This window comes from Alistipes sp. AF14-19, from assembly GCF_003461645.1.
GTDB classification, from domain to species: domain Bacteria; phylum Bacteroidota; class Bacteroidia; order Bacteroidales; family Rikenellaceae; genus Alistipes; species Alistipes shahii.
Map to the genome: position 1 here is coordinate 195,678 of NZ_QTXM01000004.1, position 18,992 is coordinate 214,669.

Here is an 18,992-nt window from a genome sequence, read left to right on the forward strand (position 1 = left end):
TTTAGAAGTTATACTGAAGGCCGAGTTTCACCACGCGCTGCAACGGGTATTTCAAGCCGTTGCCGCTTCCCATTTCGGGGTCCCAGTATTTGAAGGGCGAAATGATGAACAGATTCGTGCCGGCCAGATAGGCGCGCAGGCTTTTGTACGTGAAACCCAGTTCGACGCTCTTCAGGCGCAGGTAGCTGCCGTTCTTGATCCAGAACGACGAGGTCTGCGTGTTGTTGGCGTTGTAGCGGTAATCCAGGCGCGGATAGGCGGCATTGGGATTGGGATCGGCTTCCGACCAGTGGTCGTCGGCAACGTACTGCGTCATGTTGAAGCCCGAATACTGATTGTCGCGGAACGGGTGCATGTCGTACATGCGCAGCGAGACGCGCGCCGTGCCCTGGAAGAAGAACGAGAAGTCCCAGCGTTTGTAGTTGACCGAGGCGCCGAAGCCGTACAAGATCTCGGGCACGGTGGGATAACCCAGCGACGTGCGGTCGTTGGCGTCGATCACGCCGTCGCCGTTCATGTCGCGGTATTTGATGTCGCCCGGCAGATAATCGGGCATGAAGGTCTGCCGGGGCGAGTTGTCGATCTCCTCCTGCGAGGCGAAAAGGCCGTCGGCGACCAGTCCGTAAACCGAATTGACGGGTTTGCCCAGCACGGAGTTGTATTTGTTGGGCAGGTATTTCGCCTCGTCGCGGGCCTTCACCTCGTTGTGCGCATAGGTGAACGTTCCGCGCACGGAGACCAGCAGGTCCTTGTTGAACGCCTTGTTGTATTCGAGCGAAACATCGACGCCGCGGTTCTCCACCTCACCCAGATTGCCGTAGGGCGTGACGCCCGAAAGGCCCATCGTCGAGGGCAGCGAACGCCGCTGCATGAAGATGCCGGTACGATTTTCCTTGTAAACGTCGACGTTCAGCGTCAGGGCGTCGAACAGTCCCAGTTCAAGTCCTACGTTAAGTTTGGTGCTCTCCTCCCACGTGGCCAGGGGATTGCCCACGGTCTTGATCTCGTGTCCGGTCTGCTTGACGAAGTTGGGCGAAAACCACACGTAGAGCGCCTTGTTCATGTTGACCGTCGTGAGATAGGGGAAACGGACGATGTTGTTGCTGCTGTCGGCCAGATAGTCGTTGCCCGAAAGGCCGTACGAAGCACGGATTTTCAGCAGGTTCACCTTGCTGCGGATACCGTCCCAGAACGGTTCGCCCGACACGACCCACGCTCCGGCGATCGAGGGAAAAAACCCGAAACGACGACCCGATATGAAGTTCTCCGAGCCGTTGTAGCCGAAGTTGAACTCCATCAGGTAGCGACTGTCGTACCCATAGGTAAAACGTCCGGCGAGACCCTGCTCGCGGTAAGGGAGCACCTTGTACTCATCATTGGCGGGCTGATTGTCGACCTTCTCCTTCTGGTGGTAGACGAACAGGGCGTTGACGTCGTGTTTGCCGAACGTGCGCGAATATTCGATCTGCCCCTGCAACGAGATCTCACGGTAACCGTTCCGCCCCGTGGAGGTTCCCAGATAGGACGATCCGGGCGTGCCGATGCTTTGCAGGTTGTAGTCGAAAGTCCCGTCGCCGTTGTCGGTATAGTCGGTCATTTCGTAATAATAGGGAGAAAAAGAACGGTAAGTCGCCGCATAGGTCTTGTTGTAGAACGAGACCATGCCCCGGACTTTCAGTCCCTTGGTGACGAAATCGAGGTCCTGGTCCACCGAGAAGGTCGTGGTGATGTACTGCGTATGGCGCTGTCCGTATCCGCGGCTCAACAGGGCATAAGGATTGATGTCCGTAGAACCACCGTCCCACGAAGGGGCATTTCCGAAAATCGGGTCGTCGAGATCCTCCACGGAGCCTTTGGGATAGATGGCCGGAAAAGCGACCGGATTGGCGCGCATCGTATAGTAGAACAGGTCTTTCACCTCTTCGACGGGACGGTGCCAGAAAAGCAGTTGCGTGTTCATCTTCAGACTCACGCGGGTCGTTCGGGTGAGCTGCGCGCCGACGTTGGCCTGGAAAAGGTATTTCTGCGAATTGATGTTGGTGTTGAATTTCGACTCCGCGGGCTTCTTCAGGATACCGTTTTCGTTGAAGATCGAAGCATTGAGGAAATAGTCGACCACCTTGCCGCCGCCCCGCACATTGAGATTCATGTTCTCGTTGACCGTAAAATCCTTGAAAAGCATCGAATACCAGTCATTGTCGGGATAGACGTAGGGATTGAGCCGGTTGCGCGTGCCCGTGATCTTCTCGTCCGAAAAGTGCTGCACATAAGTTTCGCCCGCCGGGGTGCGGGTGCGCAGCGCCTCGTTGTAGTTCTCCATGTAAGTCACGCCGTCGGCGATGTCCTGCACGCGCGTCGGCATCGAAATGCCCGACTCGAGACGAACGTTGATCGCCATCTTCTCCGACTGGCGGCCGTTTTTGGTGGTAATGATCATTACGCCGTTGGCGCCGCGCGAACCGTAGAGCGCCGTGGCCGTGGCGTCGCGCAGGATCGAAAACGACTCGATCGCCTCGGGCGGAATGTTGTTGAGCATCTCCGAGACGATCTCCACGCCGTCGAGAATCAGCAGCGGCGATTTGTTAGCCCCGAAGGTCGAGATGCCGCGAATCCAGAAATTCGCACCGTCGGCGCCGGGTTCGCCCGACGACTGGGTCGAGATGACGCCGGCGATCTTGCCCGCGAACGAGGTCGAGAGGTTGCTCGACGTCACCTTGAGCGTACTGGGACGCACGACCTGCACGGCTCCCACCAAACTCTCCTTCTTCTGCGTGCCGAAGGCCACGACCACCACGTCGTCCATGACGTTCGACGCCTCGATCAGCGTCACGAGCTTGAACAGTTCGACATCGGCGACGGCGATCTTCTTGGTGTCGTAGCCCAGAAAAGCGAAGGTGACGTGTTTCGTTCCCGCCGGCACCTTGAGGGTGTAGTTGCCGTTGATGTCCGAGGTGGCGCCGACGGTCGTCCCCTCGACATAGACCGAAACACCGACGATGGGCTTGTTGTCGGCCGAAGAGATCACCGTCCCCTGCAAGACGATTTCCCTACCGGAATTCGCAGCCGGGAGGGGGGGGGTGACGGCGGCGTTTTTCCGAGCGGGCGCTTTCGAGATGATCACCTGGCTTTCGCGCACCCGTCCGGTCAGCTCCGTTCCCTTGAGGACCGCGGACAGCAGTTCGTCGATGGTCGCAGACCTGACCGAAACCGAAACCCGGCGGTCGAGCAGCGGCCGCACGTCGTCGGTGTAAATGAAGGCGTAGCGGCTGGTCCGCTCGACCTCGGCAAAGACGCTCGACAGCGTTGCGTCCTTCATCTTCACGGTCAGCGACGATTTGGCCCCGGCGTCCTGCCGGGAGGCCCGGACGGGCTGGAGATTCACCGGAAGCAACAGCATCACCGCCGCAAGAATCCGCAGCATACGGCATGTCGAGCCACTCCTCACAAAGAAAAGTTTCTTCATAAGTAACAGTATTAAGGTTAGTATTTAAGACTGGAATTGGTTGTCAGCGATATACGGCGTCGGCGCAATCGTCGGGGGCAGGCCTCACCGCCACCGAGCCGTCGGGCCCCCGGACGTAGGCGATCCGGAAAATGTCGGAGAGCACGTCGAGCGTGCCGTCCAGGTCGTCGAACAGGATCAGCTTGCCGGTACACTTCCGGCTCCCGATCTCCCCGGAGCAGGTTATTTCGATCTTGTAGAACGCAGCCACCTTTTGCAGGACTTCGAACAGCGTGTTCGAGGTGAAGAACAACAGTCCGTCCTTCCAACTGATGTATTTATAGGGATCGACCTCGTAGACCGAATAGCTGCCGTCCTTCATCGAGAAGCGTTCCGAAGGATTCAGCGTCACCGATTCGCCGTTGGCCACGTCGATGGCCACGGAGCCTTCGACCAGCACCACGGCCGACGAACCGTCGGCCCGGGGCGCGGTCGTCACGTCGAACGACGTGCCCAGCACGCGGGTCGCAAAATGGTCGGTGTGCACGATGAAGGGACGGTTCGCATCCTTCGCCACCTCGAAATAGGCTTCGCCCTCGACGAAGACGTCGCGCGTGTCCCCGAACGCCGACGGGAAACGGAGCACCGACGCCGAATTGATCCACACCCGCGTCCCGTCGGAGAGTTGCAGATGTGCGCGCTTGCCCTTGGGGACCACCAACTCACTCGTATGCACGCGCACCTCCTGCCGGGGCGTCCTGCGATCGGTCTCCGCCCCTTCGTTCTCCTTGCCGTCGATCAGGATTTCGCCCTTGGGCGTAAGGCTGATACGGGCGATGTCGTCGTACACCTCGCGGCTGCCTTCGCGGGTCACGAGCGTGATGTTTTCATAGGCCTCGGCCGAAGGCAGCCCGGAACCCGTGAAATCCGCACTCCAGAACAGGGCCGCCACGACGCCGGCGACCAGCAGGGAAGCGGCGGCGAAGAGCGCCGTCCGGTTGCGGCGGCGGGGAGGGGCTGCAAAACGGCGCCGGGCGTAATGGTCGGTCAGGATGCGGTCGAGCAGCAACTGTTTCTCCACGGACGGCAGCGCGGGATGGGTCTTGCCCACACGGCGCACCAGGCTCACGGCGCGCTCGAATTCGACCAGGTCCTGCGGATGGCGTTCGGTGTAACCGCACCAATAGCCGTCCTGCGCCCGCTCGGGATCGAGACACCACAAAACGAAGTCCGGGTCGGAGGTGAAGAACTCCGCCGTGTGCTTCTTAATATCGTCCGGTTTTATCATTGATTCCAACGTAATCTTCAAACTGCATGCTGCGGCTGCGGCGCCGCGCTCTCCCCTATGACGGCGAATCCGCCGTTTTGTCCCCCTCGAACCGCAAAAAACAGCGTCCGCCGTGTCAAGTGGCTATTTTCATCGTTTTGCCGCACTCCCTGCCCTTCCGAAGTTTGCCCAGCCCCTTCGACACGAACTTGCGGACGGCGTGGGGCGTGGCGTCGAGTATGACGGCGATGTCGTCATACTCCATCTCGTAGACGAAGCGCAGCAGCAGCGCCTCGCGCTGCTTGGGCGAGAGCTGGTTGAGCAGCGACTCGATCGTTTGGCGGATGCGCAGCACGTGCTCCGATTCGATCATCGCGTCGAGCGAGGTCAGCGACACCCGCAATCCCGGCTCCCGGTCCGAAAGGTCGCATTTGTCCACCCGCGAACGGTGCAGATCGACCAGGCGGTTGTGAACGATCCGGAAAAGGTAGGCCTTGATGTTGACGATGCGGCCCAGGTCGACCTGGCGGGTCATAATGTCGAGGAATATGTCGTGGATGACATCCTTGACCGTTTCGTTGTCGAAACCGAACCCCATGCCGTAGGCATAGAGCGCATCGGCGTAACTGTTATACAACATAACATATACGTCGGTCTCTTCGGCATACTGCCGGTCGATTCGTCGGGTGTCGTACTTGCGTTGCCGAAACATTCGGTTCATTGGTTTGGTCGGTCATTCGATATAACGGAAAACCGTCCGGTTTGTCCCCCTGCAAGCGGTAAAAATCGAATAAAAAATGCGAAATAGCAAATTTTCGCCCCCCCCGGGGACAAAACCGGAAACAGTTCGTCTTAAATTCGAAACCAATCTCTTTCGGAAAAATGATACGAAAACCGTATTTCAGTCTGTTCCTGCTCTGCCTGCCGCTCTTCTCGCTGTGCAGTTCGGGAAACGACGATCCCGCACCCGCCCCTGCACCTGGAAAAGAGTGGCTCGATCCGATTCGCGTCGCCACCTACAACATCCAGTACGACAACTCTTCCGATCAAGACAACAAATGGACGACCCGCCGGGATTTGCTTCGCCAACTACTCCAGAGCGAGAAGTTCGACATCTTCGGAGCGCAGGAGCCTTATCTGACCCAGATCAAGGACATCGAGCCGTTCCTCGACGGATACACCTGGGTCGGAGAAAACGTCATCGGTGACAAAACGGCCCAACGACGCCACTACAACCCCGTTTTCTACCGCAAGGACAAATTCGAAGTATTGGATATGGGATCGTTCTGGTACTCCGAAACGCCTTCCGCCCCCGGGTCCAAAGGCTGGGACTCCTATTCGCCCCGCATGTGCAACTGGGTGCATTTCCGCATCCGCGCGAACGGACGGGAATTCTACCATTTCAATTCGCACTTCGACCACATAGGGACCACGGCCCGCGCCGAGAGCGCCAAACTGCTGGTGGCCAAGGTCCGGGAGATCGCAGGCGGCAAACCGGCCTTTTGCACGGGTGACTTCAATTCGAACCAAAACACCGAAGCCTACAAAACGATCGCCGGATCAGGCATCCTTGCCGACAGCTACGTCCGCTGTCCGTCCAAGACCAACGGAGACTGGCCCACCTACAACGGCTACAAATACATCTCGACGCCTCCCGCCGCTGCGTCGCGCATCGACCACGTCTTCGTCACGCCGAAGGACACGAAGGTCGTTTCGTGGCGCATCGTCAACAACAGTTACAACCGGAAATACCCCTCGGACCACTTCCCGGTCGTGATCGAATGGTCGCTGGCCGAATAGCCAGCCTTGCTGCCGGCAAATAAAACCTCTTCGCCAACTGGCGAAGAGGTTTTATTTGCCAAGGGATAAACGGAACGGACAGAAGCGCTTTTTTCCGCGCCCAGAGCCGGAAACCATCCCCCTTTCCGCTTTTACCCGCGAGCGTCTCCGATTATTGAAAAGAAATTCGTATCTTTGTGGGCTTGTTTCACGATAAGCGCAATTTGTCTGACAGCAACATAAACGAAACGAATAAATGGCGTTACAATGCGGCATCGTCGGCTTGCCGAACGTGGGTAAATCGACCCTTTTCAACTGTCTGTCCAATGCAAAGGCACAGGCGGCAAACTTTCCTTTCTGCACCATCGAGCCCAATGTGGGCGTGATCACGGTCCCCGACCGGCGGCTGATCCGCCTCGCGGAGATCGACAACCCCAAGCGCGTGGTCCCGACGACGATCGAAATCGTCGACATCGCGGGCCTCGTGAAGGGCGCCTCGAAGGGCGAAGGTCTGGGCAACAAATTTCTGGGCAACATCCGCAACACGAATGCGATCATCCACGTCCTGCGGTGCTTCGACAACGGCAACATCACCCACGTCGACGGCTCGATAGACCCCGTGCGCGACAAGGGCATCATCGACACCGAATTGCAGCTGAAGGATCTCGAAACCGTCGAGAACCGGCTCTCCAAGACCCAGAAGCAGGCCACCTCGGGCGGCGACAAGCAGGCCAAGCGCGCCGTGGAGTTGCTCTTGCAGTACAAGGCGGTGCTGGAACAGGGGCTTTCGGCCCGCACCGTGGAACTCGACAAGGAGGACCGCAAACTGGTCGCCGACCTCAACCTGCTGACCGACAAGCCCGTGTTGTACGTCTGCAACGTCGACGAAAAGAGCGCCGCGACGGGCAACGCCTACACCGAGGCCGTCCGGGAGGCCATCGCCGGCGAGCGGGCCGAAATGCTCGTCATCGCCGCCGCCACGGAGGCCGACATCGCCGAACTGGAAGACTTCGACGAGCGGCAGATGTTCCTCGAAGACCTGGGACTGGAGGAGTCGGGCGTGGCGCGCCTGATCAAATCGGCCTACAAATTGCTCAACCTCGAAACGTTTTTCACCACCGGGGCCGACGAGACCCGCGCCTGGACCTACCTGCGCGGCATGAAAGCCCCGCAGACGGCCGGCATCATCCACACCGATTTCGAAAAGGGGTTCATCCGCGCCGAGGTCATCAAGTACGACGACTACACCGCCTTGGGTTCGGAGAAGGCGTGCCGCGATGCGGGCAAACTGTCGATCGAAGGCAAGGAGTATGTCGTCGAGGACGGCGACATCATGCACTTCCTGTTCAACGTCTGACGCCGCAACCCGGGATCGTAAAAAAATTAAAGAATACAGCTATGGAAAGACCAGTTCGGGTGCGCTTCGCGCCCAGCCCCACCGGGCCGCTGCACATCGGCGGCGTCCGTACGGCACTGTACAACTACCTGTTCGCCCGCCGGCACAAGGGAACGATGATCCTGCGCATCGAGGACACCGATTCGCAGCGGTTCGTCCCCGGAGCGGAGGATTACATTCTGGAATCACTCAAATGGTGCGGCATCGAGATCGACGAAGGCGTGGGCGTCGGAGGGCCTCACGCCCCCTACCGCCAGAGCGAGCGGCGCGAAATCTACCTCAAATACGCCCTGCAACTCGTCGAGGCGGGCTGGGCCTACTACGCCTTCGACACGGCCGAGGAATTGGACGCCCTGCGCAGGGAGGCCGAGGCGCGCGGCGAGGCGTTCGCCTATAATTATGCGGTGCGCGAAAAGCTGGCCACGTCGCTGGCGCTGCCCGCCGAGGAGGTGAAGGCGCGCCTCGACCGCGGCGACCAGTGGGTGATCCGCTTCCGGATGCCCGAAAACGAAACGGTCGCGATGGACGACCTGATCCGCGGACACGTGGAGGTCAACACCTCGACGCTGGACGACAAGGTGCTCTACAAATCGGCCGACGCGCTGCCCACCTACCACCTGGCGAATATCGTCGACGACCGGCTGATGGAGGTGTCGCACGTCATCCGCGGCGAAGAGTGGCTGCCGTCGCTGCCGCTGCACTACCTCCTGTACAAAGCCTTCGGGTGGACGGACGTGCAGCCCCGGTTCGCCCACCTGCCCCTGCTGCTCAAACCCACGGGCGGCGGCAAGCTCTCGAAGCGCGACGGCGACAAGATGGGATTCCCGGTATTTCCGCTCTTCTGGACCTCTCCGACGGGTGAGACCGCCCACGGCTACCGCGAGGACGGCTATTTCCCCGAGGCGTTCATCAACATGCTGGCGCTGCTGGGCTGGAACCCCGGCACGGAGCAGGAGATCTTCTCGATGCAGGAGCTGATCGACAGCTTCTCGCTCGACCGCGTCTCGAAATCGGGCGCCCGATTCCAGCCCGACAAGGCCCGGTGGTTCAACGCCCAGTACATGCACCACAAGACCGACGCCGAACTGGCGGCCCTCTACCAGCCCGTCCTGCGCAGCCACGGCATCGAGGTTTCGGACGCCGTGGCCGGCAAAGCCGCGGGCATTATGAAGGAGCGCGCGACGTTCACGACCGATCTGTGGGACCTCACGTCGTTCTTCTTCGAGGCTCCCCGGGAGTATGAGGAAAAGCAGGTGCGCAAGTACTGGAAGGGGCAGAATCCCGCCATTCTGCGGGAGTTGCGCGACGTGCTGGCGGGAATCGACGACTTCTCGCTGGAGAACACCGAACGCATCGTCCACGCCTGGATCGAGGAGAAGGGCTACGGCATGGGCCAGGTGATGAACACCCTGCGGCTGGCCCTCGTGGGCGCCGGAAAAGGCCCGGGCATGTACGACGTAACGTCGTTCATCGGTAAAGAGGAGTGTCTGAAGCGTATCGACAATCTGCTGACCAATCTAAAACCCGCAATAGAGTAAAGTCGCCCTTTGAAAAGGGCGATTCAGAGGGATTTTCAACATGAGCCCCGGCGTTAAAAACGCCGTAATATAAGTTCGATGGGGGTTCATAGACAAAATCGCTCCGATCTAAAAACAACCTAACCCCGTCGAACTTATATTAAACTATGGTACAAATCGAACAACACGTCTGGGGCATGACCCCGGAGGGCGAGGCAATCATTCGCTACACGCTGCGCAACGACTCGGGAGCCGAAGTGCAGCTCACGAACTACGGCGCGGCGATCGTCTCGGTGAAGATGCCCGACCGCGAGGGCCGCATGGCCGACGTGGTGCTGGGATACAAACACCCCGAAGGCTACTTCTTCGACGGAGCCGCCTCGGGAAAGAGCGTGGGACGCTGCGCCAACCGCATCGCCTTCGGGCAGATGACCGTCGAGGGCAAGGAGTACCGGCTGGAGGTCAACAACGGCGTGAACCACCTGCACGGCGGAACGAAGAACTTCGCCAACCGCATCTGGGAGAGCCGCGTGGAGACCAACCGCGTGGTGATGTCGCTCGTCTCGGAGGACGGCGACCAGGGCTATCCCGGCGAGCTGTGCGTCGAGGCCGTATTCGATTTCGACGACGACAATGCGCTGGAGATCACCTACCTCGCACGGACCGATAAGACGACCGTGGTGAACCTCACCAACCATGTCTATTTCAACCTCGCGGGCGAAGGCAGCGGGTCCGTGCTCGACCACGAACTGCGCCTGAACAGCTCGAAGATTCTGGAAATGAACGAACGCCAGATCCCCACGGGCAAGCTTCTGGACGCAGCCGGAACCCCGCAGGATTTTCGGGAATTCCGCTCTTTCCGCCCCGGCATCTCGTCGGAGTTCAACCACATCCGCGACTTCAAGGGCTATGACCATCCCTTCGTCGTCGACGGCTGGAAGCCCAACATCCTGGGCGAGGTCGGCACTCTGCGCGAACCCCGGTCGGGCCGTTCGGTGACGGTGCTCTCGTCGCAGCCCAGCGTGATGATCTACACGGGCAACTGGCTCGCGAGCGGATGCCCCGAAACCAAGTCGGGCGGCCGCTATGCCGACTACGACGGCGTGGCGATGGAGTGCCAGAACTACCCCGACGCCGTGAACCATCCCGAATTCCCCTCGCCGCTGCTCCGCCCCGGCGAAACCTACTGCCAGAAGATCGTTTTCCGCTTCGGAACGTTCTAAGGAATTAAAAATGAAAAATTAAGAATTAAAAATTACCTGCGGAAAATCGCACTGTGCGTTTCGACAAATTGGAGGACCGAACTTATTTTCGGCACCAGATACATCGAAATTTACGGGTATCCTTTCCGACAATTTTTAATTCTTAATTTTTAATTTTTAATTTTTATTACTTACCTTTGCACCCGATATTTCAAAGGGGTGCCTTACTGTCAGGCTGAGATTATACCCATTGAACCGGAGACGGGTAATGCCGAGACCGGGACGAAGCGTAATCAACAACACATACCCCTTTTCAGTCCATTAACTCAAAAAGTTTAACGATGAAAAGGATTTTTCTTTCACTTGCGGCCGCCGCGCTCTGCTCGGCCGCACAGTTGCGGGCTGAAGAGAAGCAGCCCGCCAACCAAAACGCCGGCGATTCGGTCAGAATGTACCGCTTGCAGGAGGTCGAGGTGACCGCCACGCGCGCAACCCCGACCACCCCCGTGGCCTACTCCGACATCCGGCGCGAAGAGATCGCCCGCAACAGCTACGGAACCGACATCCCCACGCTGCTGGCCCTGACCCCCTCGATGATCGCCACCAACGAAACGGGCATCGGCATCGGCGGCACGGCCGTGCGCCTGCGCGGCACGGACCCGACGCGTCTCAACGTCACGATCAACGGCGTGGCGATGAACAACCCCGACTCGCACTCGATGTACTGGTACGACACCCCCGACCTCGTCTCGGCCGTGGGAAGCATTCAGGTGCAGCGCGGCGCCGGCATCTCGACCAACGGCACGGGAGCCTTCGGCGGAGCGGTCAACATGTCGACCGACGCCCTGCAAACCGAGTTCGGCGGCGACGCGTCGCTCTCCTACGGCTCGTACAACACCAACAAGCAGGCCGTGCACATCTCCTCGGGCCTGATGGGCGGCCACTGGACCCTCGACGCGCGGCTGACGCACATCGGCTCGGAAGGCTACATCGACCGCGGAGCCACGGACCTCAAATCCTACATGTTCCAGGCCGGCTACTACAACGGCAGCACGATGCTCAAGCTGATTTCGTTCGGCGGCAAGGCCAAAACGGGACTCACCTACACGGGCGCGACGAAAGAGGAGATGCGTCTCAACGGCCGGAGGTTCCACACCGAGGGCATGTACTACACCTCGAACGGACCGCACTCCTATTATTATATGAAGGACGGCGAGCGGCAGCGCGCCACGGTAGACTATTACGACGATCAGACGGACAACTACCTGCAAATCAACAACCAGCTGGTGCTCTCCCACCGTTTCAACGAGAAGTGGACCCTCAACGCCACGGGATTCTACACCTATGGCTACGGCTTCTACAAGCAGTACAAGGACGCACGCACGCTCTCCGAATACCTCAATATCCCGACCGACGTCGCTGCCGGAAAGGAGGCCGACCTCGTCCGCGAGAAGATCATGCGCAACCACCTCGGAGGTCTGAACGCCTCGGCGGCCTACTCGGTGCGGAAGCTCGACCTCGCCTTCGGCGGTTCGTACAGCTACTACTCCTGCCCCCACTGGGGCGTGCTCGACTGGGTGGACGGACTGGAAGGCAGCCAGATCGGCGGCCGCTGGTACGACAACGACGTGGACAAGCACGACGCCAACCTCTTCGCTCGCGCCAACTGGTCCGTGGCCAAAGGGTTGAGGCTCTTTGCGGACCTCCAGTACCGCTATGTCAGCTATCAGGCCTGGGGCGTCAACGACAACTACGTTTCGGAGGAGGTCGGGATGCAGCCCATCGACGTGGACAAACAGTACCACTTCTTCAATCCCCGCGCCGGCGTGAGCTACACGCTCGCCGAGCGCAACAACTTCTACCTCTCGTTCGCCGTGGCCCAGAAGGAACCCACGCGCAGCGACTTCACCGACCGCTACAAATTCGCGGCCGACGACACCTACCCCTCGTCGGAAAAGCTCTACGACTGGGAGCTGGGCTACCAGTACACGGCGCCGCGCCTCTCGCTGGGGGTGAATCTCTACTACATGAAGTACAAGGACCAGCTCGTGCCGACGGGCATGGTGAACGACGACAGCAACGCCCTCAACACCAACGTCCCGGACAGCTACCGCCGGGGCGTGGAGCTGTCGGCCTCGTGGCGCGCAACCGGGTGGTTCACCGTGGGGGCCAACGCCACCTTCTCGCAGAACCGCATCGAGAACTACGTCGACGCACTGAAGGATAGCCCCACCTACGGCAAGGAGCTGGGCGACATGACCATCGCCTATTCGCCCGACGTCATCGCCAACGCCTTCCTGAATTTCCACCACCGCGGATTCGAAGCCGTGTTCCACACCCAGCACGTCGGCAAGCAGTATTTCACCAACAACGAGAACGACGCCCTGTCGCTGGACGCCTACTGCGTGACCAACCTCAACCTCGCCTATACGTTCCGCACCCGTTCGGCGCGCAGCGTTCGGCTGGGCCTGCTGATCAACAACCTGTTCAATGCGGAATACGAGAGCAACGGCTACGGGTATTCGTACATGGACACGTGGAGCGGCCCCGCGCCCGTACGCATCGACGAGGCCTACTACTTCCCGCAGGCGCCGCTGAACGTGCTGGCGAACGTCACGGTGAAATTTTAAAACGCGCGATTTCAACGTCGCTGAAACCGAATTTCAGCTCTGAAAACTAAATAATTGTACTTCGTGCATTGCGAGGCGTCGCAGATGCCGTGGCAATCCGGGCGAAAGTCGTGACCTTACAACGCTTCCAGCAGATTCCCACGTCGGACCTTCGGTCCTCTTCGGAATGACAATACGAATGTTGAAACAATGGACATAAAACTCCTCCTGCAAATCGCCGGCGTCCTGTTGGGATTGCTCTACCTCTGGCTCGAATACCGCGCCGACATCCGGCTGTGGATCGTGGGGCTTGTCATGCCTCTGATCCACGGGGCGCTCTACTACAAATCGGGGCTGTATGCCGACTGCTCGATGCAGGCTTACTACGTGCTGGCGGGGCTGTACGGGTGGCTCGTGTGGCGCAGGAGGGGCCGAAAAACGGACGCCGGGCTGACCGGCCCTGAAGATGCGGAGGGCGCAAAGCGGGCCGCCGCGCTGCGCATCGGCCACACGCCCCTGCGGACGGTCCCGGCGCTCGCAGGGGTCTACGCCGCGGCGCACATCGGGCTGTACCTGCTGCTGACCCGCTTCACGGACAGCACCGTACCCTTCTGGGACGCGGGGACCACGGCGCTGTCGGTCGTGGCGATGTGGATGCTGTCGCGCAAGCTGGTGGAGCAATGGCTCGTGTGGCTGGTCGTGGATCTGGTGACCGTCGGGCTTTACCTCTATAAGGACCTGCCCTACACCGCGGGGCTTTACGCCCTCTACTCGGCGCTGGCCGTGGCGGGTTACCTCCGATGGCGGCGGCAGGCCCGGGCTTAAAAATCCGTTTTACCTGCGAACGCGCGAACAGGGGCGAACACCCCTTGTTCGCATGTTCGCGCGTTCGCCCGGTTAAGAACCGGGATTTGCATTGCGACTGGCAGCTTCGGCCCGCTCTCCGCCCGGTTCTGCGCCCGGTTAAGAACCGGGGTTTCAGGTTGCGAAAGGGGCCATTTTGCACCTCCTCCCGCCGCGTTCCGCGGCGAACGATTCCGGCCCGATGCCGGAGCCGTGAAACGAAGGCCCGGCTAAAAGCGCGAGCGCCGGCGTAAGACGCCGGTTTTAAGAGTGAGAGCGTCGTATCGGATATGATCCTTTCTGCGGCCCATCGCCCCTTAAACCCGCCTTTTAGGCGGGCGCCCGGAGCCAACGTTAGACGGGACGAAGTAGGCGAAGGCATCTGCCGGGGAGTTTTTGGGTACCTTTTTGCGGAAAAAAGGTACAAAACACCCGCGACGATGTCGCGGCTTTCTCTGTACTTTTGATGGCAACCGACGCACGCAGCACGAGCAGAGACCGCTTGCGGGCTATGCCATGCCAGAAGGAGGAAAACGAGCGTAGCGAAGTTAAAAGTACCAAAACCATCCGCATGTCGCTTTCGCGGGAACAACCTCCGGCCCGCGTTGAGCGGGCGCAGCAAGAACAAGACTATGCAGCCTCCCGCTCCGGGCACGCGGGCTGTCGGTTGTTCTTTCTCCGCTGCAAGCGAGAATGCGGACTTTTCTCGCCGCGTTTCGCGGCGAACGACTCGCCAGTCGAAGACTGCGATCAGTACTTTTTGCGGAAAAAAGGTACAAAGAAGTCTTGCGGGCGAAGACCGCGGTTGTCCTCGTTCCGCTGCAAGCGATAATGCGGCGGTTTAAAACCGCTTCCAGGGGCGATGCCGGGATTCTGCACGAACACGCGAACATACGAACATGCGAACAAGGGCGAACACCCCTTGTTCGCATGTTCGCGTGTTCGTGACGAGAGCAAGCCGAAGCCGCCAGCCGCAACCTAAATCCCGCGTCTCAAGCGGGTCAGCCAGATGTTGCGGAACTCCACGGGACCGCCCTCGCTCTGAAGCGCGATATACCCGCTGCGGACCGATCCGGTGCACTCGTTCTGCAAAACGCCGTTGACACAGACCGCGATATGATCGCCCACGCAGACGATCTCGGCACAGTTCCATTCGCCTGCGGGCCGCTCGCACTCCCCGCCGCTGCGCGGCTTGATGAAGACCCTTCCGTTGCTCTCCGCCCCGGCGATCTTCGCGCCGCCCAGCCCCAGCAGGTCGCCCGCGCGCCCCGCCTGCAACTGACACTCGACAGCCTCGGGCCAAAGCCGGTCGCCGGCCTGCACGCGCTGGAAAATGCCGCTGTTCGTCGCCTCGCCGATCCAACGCCACTCGACGTGAAGCCGGTAATCGTCGTAGGTCTCCTCCGTGCGCATGTACCCGAACGGACTGCCCGCTATGCGGATATTCCCGTTCTGCACGGAGAAGGCATCCCGGGCGTCGCCGACGCCCTCCGGGTCGGTGACGCACACCCATCCGGCGAGGTCCCGGCCGTTGAAAAGTTCGGTCCGCGGTTCGCGGCTGCACGAACCCGCTGCCAGCGCAAGGGTCAGCGCCGCAAAAAGAAATCGCATTCTCATCGTCATCGTATCGTTTTCGGAGGTTGAAGGTTCATTCCGGCAGCCCGTGCTCTTCGACATGACGCAGAATCTCCTCGCGCAGGCTCCTGGGCGTGACGCTGCGCCGCACGACCAGCAGGTAGGAGTTGCGTATCTGCTCGCGGATGAAGGCGTCGGGCAGGTCGCCCGCGGTGCGGATGCCGTTCCAGTGCGTCTTGTTGAAATGGTAGGCCGGGCCGATCTCCTCGTACCGCTCGCGCAGCCGGACCGCCTCGTCGGGGTCGCACTTCACGGCCACCTGCCCGAAATCGTTCATATCCGCGCAGGCGTACATCTTCCCGCCGATCTTGTAGACCAGCGTCGTCTCGTCGAACGGCGTCGATTCCTCCGTGAGGGGCAGCGACAGGCAGTAGTCGCGGAAACTCAAAACATCCATAACGGGTTCTTTTCCTCAAAGATATGATTTTTTTGGCACATCTATTGCGTTCCGAAATGAAGTAAAACCAAAATCAGGGTAAAAAATGAAAAAAATTCTCCTCTGTGTACCTCTGCTGGCAATCTTCGCGGCAGGATTTTTCGGCTGCTCGCAGCAGCGGCAATGGAACCACGAACAGCGCAAGGCGATGCGCGAAGCGCTGCGCAGCTACCGCCAGATGGTGTACCTCGACGACCTGAACGACGCCGAGTTCGTGCTCTTCTCCGACGAAGTGGCCGGGCAGCTCGAAAACAGTTATCCCGTCTACATGGAGTTCGTCCAGATGCAGGGCGTCGACGACACGGTGGACATGGTGGTCGTCTCGACGATCGTCGACGAACTGAACGCCGACGCCCGCAACATGCGGCACATCTACCCCTACAACTACCTCGTAGCGCAGGGCGTGCTGCCCGCAGGGCTTGACCACGAGCAGCAGAAAGCCTTTTACAACTGCTTCGCGGCGAAGGTCAATGCGACGTACGCCACGATGGACCAGTTCTTCAACGCCATTCTGGCCGACACGAGCGACATGTCGCAGATCCGCCGGCTGGAGAGCCAGTGTGCGAACGACCTTTTCAGCTGGGTAGTGACCGAGGTGGACGTGATCGAGACCGTTCCGGCGACCCCGGCGGCCACGGCGCAGACCCCGGCGGCTCCGAAAACCACTGCCGGACAGCAGACCCCGGCGGCCCCGGCCAAAAAATAGCTTCGGAACCCGTTCTGACACAATCGGTGCGCCCCTCACGAGGCGCACCGATTCGTCATGCGCAAGACTGCCCTATTTATCGGCAAACAGCGACCGGGCGATGCCCAGCTCCAGTCCCCGCAGTTCGGCCAGCCCGCGCAGGCGGCCCAGACACGAATATCCCGGATTGGTCTTCTTCTTCAGGTCGTCGATCATCTGGTGGCCGTGGTCCGGACGCATCGGGATCGAGATGCGTCGGCGCTGCTGAATCTCCAGCAGGGCTTTCATCACGTCGTACATCGGCACGTCGCCCTCCAAATGGTTGGCCTCGTAGAAGTTGCCCTCGGCATCGCGCTGCGTCGAGCGCAGGTGGACGAAATTCACCCGGTCGCCCTGCCGCAGCATCATTCCCGGCAGGTCGTTCGCGGCCGACACTCCGAACGAACCCGTGCAGAGGCACAGCCCGTTCGAAGGGTTGGGGACCGCCTCGACCAATTTCTGAAAGTCGGATTCGGTGGAGAGAATGCGGGGCAGACCGAGGATCGGGAACGGAGGATCGTCGGGATGGATCGCCAGCACCGCACCCGCCTCGTCGGCCACGGGAGCCACCTCGCGCAGGAACGCCACGAGGTTCGCGCGCAGCGTCTCGGCCGTGACATCCTTGTAACGGTCCAGCTCCCGCTGGAACTGCTCCAGCGTGAAACTCTCCTCCGAGCCGGGCAGGCCCGCGATCACGTTGCGGGTGATCAGCTCTTTTTCCGCGGCGTCCATCCGCCCGAAGCGGGCCTCGGCAGCGGCGCGCTCGGCCTCGGAATAGTCCTTCTCCGCGCCGGGACGCTTCAGGATGAAGAGATCGAAGGCCACGAACGCCGCACGCTCGAAGCGCAGGGCGCGCGACCCGTCGGGCAACTCGTAGGCGAGGTTCGTGCGCGTCCAGTCCAGCACGGGCATAAAGTTGTAGGTAATTACTTTAACGCCGCATTCGGCCAGATTGCGGACCGACTGTTTGTAATTCTCGATATAGCGCTCGAAATCGCCCGTGCGGGTCTTGATATGCTCGTGGACGGGGACGCTCTCCACGACCGACCAGCGAAGGCCCGCGTCGGCGACCGTCTTTCGGCGTTTTTCGATCTCCCCGACGGTCCACACCTCGCCGTTGGGAATGTGATGGAGGGCGGTCACGATGTCGGTGGCCCCGGCCTGACGGATGTCCTGAAGGCTTACGGGGTCGTTCGGACCGTACCAGCGCCAGGATTGTTTGCAAAGATACATGGATGTATTGTTTTTAGGTTTTCAAATTTTTCACATACGGTGCTTTCTCCGCTGCAAGCGAGAATGCGGCGGTTTAAAACCGCTTCCAGGGGCGATGCCGGGATTCTCCGCGAACAAGCGAACAAGAGATGTTCGCCCCTGTTCGCATGTTCGCGTGTTCGCTTCTTTTCCCGGCCGAAAAGACGGAATTGCCGCGAACGATCCCGGCCCGATGCCGGAGCCGTGAAACGAAGGCCCGGCTAAAAGCGCGAGCGAAGGGGACGGGGCACGTGCGCCCCCGCGAATAGTCGCCCGGAGCCAGCGTTAGACGGGACGAAGTAGGCGCAGGCATCTGCCGGGGAGTTTTTGGTACTTTTTGCGGCCAAAAAGTACAAAGTACCCCGCGGGCGAAGACCGCGGTTAACAGCCGACCAAAAAGCGGCAAACAACTCCAGTCGCAGACTGCGATCGGTACTTTTTGCGGAAAAAAGGTACAAACCCCCCGCGACATCGTCGCGGCTTTCTCTGTACTTTTGATGGCAACCGACGCACGCAGCACGAGCGGAGACCGCTTGCGGGCTATGCCGTGCCAGAAGGAGGAAAACGAGCGTAGCGAAGTTAAAAGTACCAAACCCATCCGCATGCCGCTTTCGCGGGAACAACCTCCGGCCCGCGTTGAGCGGGCGCAGCAAGAACAAGAATATGCAGCCTCCCGCTCCGGGCACGCGGGCTGTCGGTTGTTCTTTCTCCGCTGCAAGCGAGAATGCGGCGGTTTAAAACCGCTTCCCGGGGTGATGCCGGGATTCTCCGCGAACACGCGAACAAGAGATGTTCGCCCCTGTTCGCATGTTCGCATGTTCGCGTGTTCGCTTCTTTACCCGGCCGAAAAGACGGAATTGCCGCGAACGATCCCGGCCCGATGCCGGAGCC

The 18,992-nt window shown here is 60.2% G+C and carries 13 protein-coding genes and 1 riboswitch; of the genes, 7 read left to right on the plus strand and 6 right to left on the minus strand.

Features of this window, described 5'->3' with window-relative positions; all coding sequences use genetic code 11:
• Position 1: 1 nt before the first annotated feature.
• The 3 genes from DWW03_RS05975 to DWW03_RS05985 form a co-directional block, all read right to left on the minus strand.
• Positions 2-3,463, minus strand: coding sequence for a TonB-dependent receptor (locus DWW03_RS05975; protein WP_259301978.1), 3,462 nt, complete (start codon positions 3,461-3,463; stop codon positions 2-4).
• A 43-nt stretch (positions 3,464-3,506) separates the two neighbouring features.
• Positions 3,507-4,730, minus strand: a complete 1,224-nt coding sequence (locus DWW03_RS05980; RefSeq protein WP_022062597.1) for a FecR family protein — start codon at positions 4,728-4,730, stop codon at positions 3,507-3,509.
• A 115-nt stretch (positions 4,731-4,845) separates the two neighbouring features.
• A complete protein-coding gene (locus tag DWW03_RS05985) occupies positions 4,846-5,430 on the minus strand; it encodes an RNA polymerase sigma factor (protein WP_229028713.1) in 585 nt (194 codons plus the stop codon).
• A gap of 161 nt (positions 5,431-5,591) precedes the next feature.
• Here DWW03_RS05985 and DWW03_RS05990 point away from each other — a divergent pair, with 161 nt between their 5' ends.
• The 6 genes from DWW03_RS05990 to pnuC all read left to right on the plus strand — a co-directional run bounded on the left by DWW03_RS05990 (position 5,592) and on the right by pnuC (position 14,037).
• On the plus strand, positions 5,592-6,509 hold the full coding sequence (locus DWW03_RS05990) for an endonuclease/exonuclease/phosphatase family protein (RefSeq protein ID WP_118406485.1): 918 nt from the start codon (positions 5,592-5,594) through the stop codon (positions 6,507-6,509).
• A 235-nt stretch (positions 6,510-6,744) separates the two neighbouring features.
• Complete coding sequence (gene ychF / locus DWW03_RS05995; RefSeq protein WP_022062595.1) at positions 6,745-7,845, plus strand: redox-regulated ATPase YchF; 1,101 nt, start codon at positions 6,745-6,747, stop codon at positions 7,843-7,845.
• Positions 7,846-7,886: 41 nt separating this feature from the next.
• The gene (gltX, locus tag DWW03_RS06000; RefSeq protein WP_022062594.1) at positions 7,887-9,422 is read left to right on the plus strand and encodes a glutamate--tRNA ligase; all 1,536 of its coding nucleotides are present in this window, start codon (positions 7,887-7,889) and stop codon (positions 9,420-9,422) included.
• 146 nt (positions 9,423-9,568) lie between these two features.
• Complete coding sequence (locus DWW03_RS06005) at positions 9,569-10,624, plus strand: aldose epimerase family protein (RefSeq protein WP_118406486.1); 1,056 nt, start codon at positions 9,569-9,571, stop codon at positions 10,622-10,624.
• A 184-nt stretch (positions 10,625-10,808) separates the two neighbouring features.
• A riboswitch (TPP riboswitch) is annotated at positions 10,809-10,903 on the plus strand.
• A gap of 41 nt (positions 10,904-10,944) precedes the next feature.
• Positions 10,945-13,233 (plus strand): TonB-dependent receptor, encoded by a 2,289-nt coding sequence (locus DWW03_RS06010; RefSeq protein WP_118406487.1) that lies wholly within the window; start codon positions 10,945-10,947, stop codon positions 13,231-13,233.
• Between the two features lie 189 nt (positions 13,234-13,422).
• The gene (gene pnuC, locus DWW03_RS06015; protein WP_015546549.1) at positions 13,423-14,037 is read left to right on the plus strand and encodes a nicotinamide riboside transporter PnuC; all 615 of its coding nucleotides are present in this window, start codon (positions 13,423-13,425) and stop codon (positions 14,035-14,037) included.
• A 996-nt stretch (positions 14,038-15,033) separates the two neighbouring features.
• On the opposite strand, the gene DWW03_RS06020 is transcribed toward pnuC, so the two are convergent.
• Together DWW03_RS06020 and DWW03_RS06025 are read right to left on the minus strand one after the other, a co-directional pair.
• Positions 15,034-15,672, minus strand: coding sequence for a DUF1080 domain-containing protein (locus tag DWW03_RS06020; protein WP_044054731.1), 639 nt, complete (start codon positions 15,670-15,672; stop codon positions 15,034-15,036).
• Between the two features lie 31 nt (positions 15,673-15,703).
• Entirely contained in the window at positions 15,704-16,087 is a 384-nt protein-coding gene (locus tag DWW03_RS06025) for an MmcQ/YjbR family DNA-binding protein (RefSeq protein WP_015546547.1), read from the minus strand.
• Positions 16,088-16,172: 85 nt separating this feature from the next.
• Between DWW03_RS06025 and DWW03_RS06030 the strand changes: the two genes are divergently transcribed.
• Positions 16,173-16,832, plus strand: coding sequence for a hypothetical protein (locus DWW03_RS06030; RefSeq protein WP_118406488.1), 660 nt, complete (start codon positions 16,173-16,175; stop codon positions 16,830-16,832).
• 72 nt (positions 16,833-16,904) lie between these two features.
• On the opposite strand, the gene uxuA is transcribed toward DWW03_RS06030, so the two are convergent.
• A complete protein-coding gene (uxuA, locus tag DWW03_RS06035; protein ID WP_118406489.1) occupies positions 16,905-18,083 on the minus strand; it encodes a mannonate dehydratase in 1,179 nt (392 codons plus the stop codon).
• Positions 18,084-18,992: the final 909 nt, after the last annotated feature.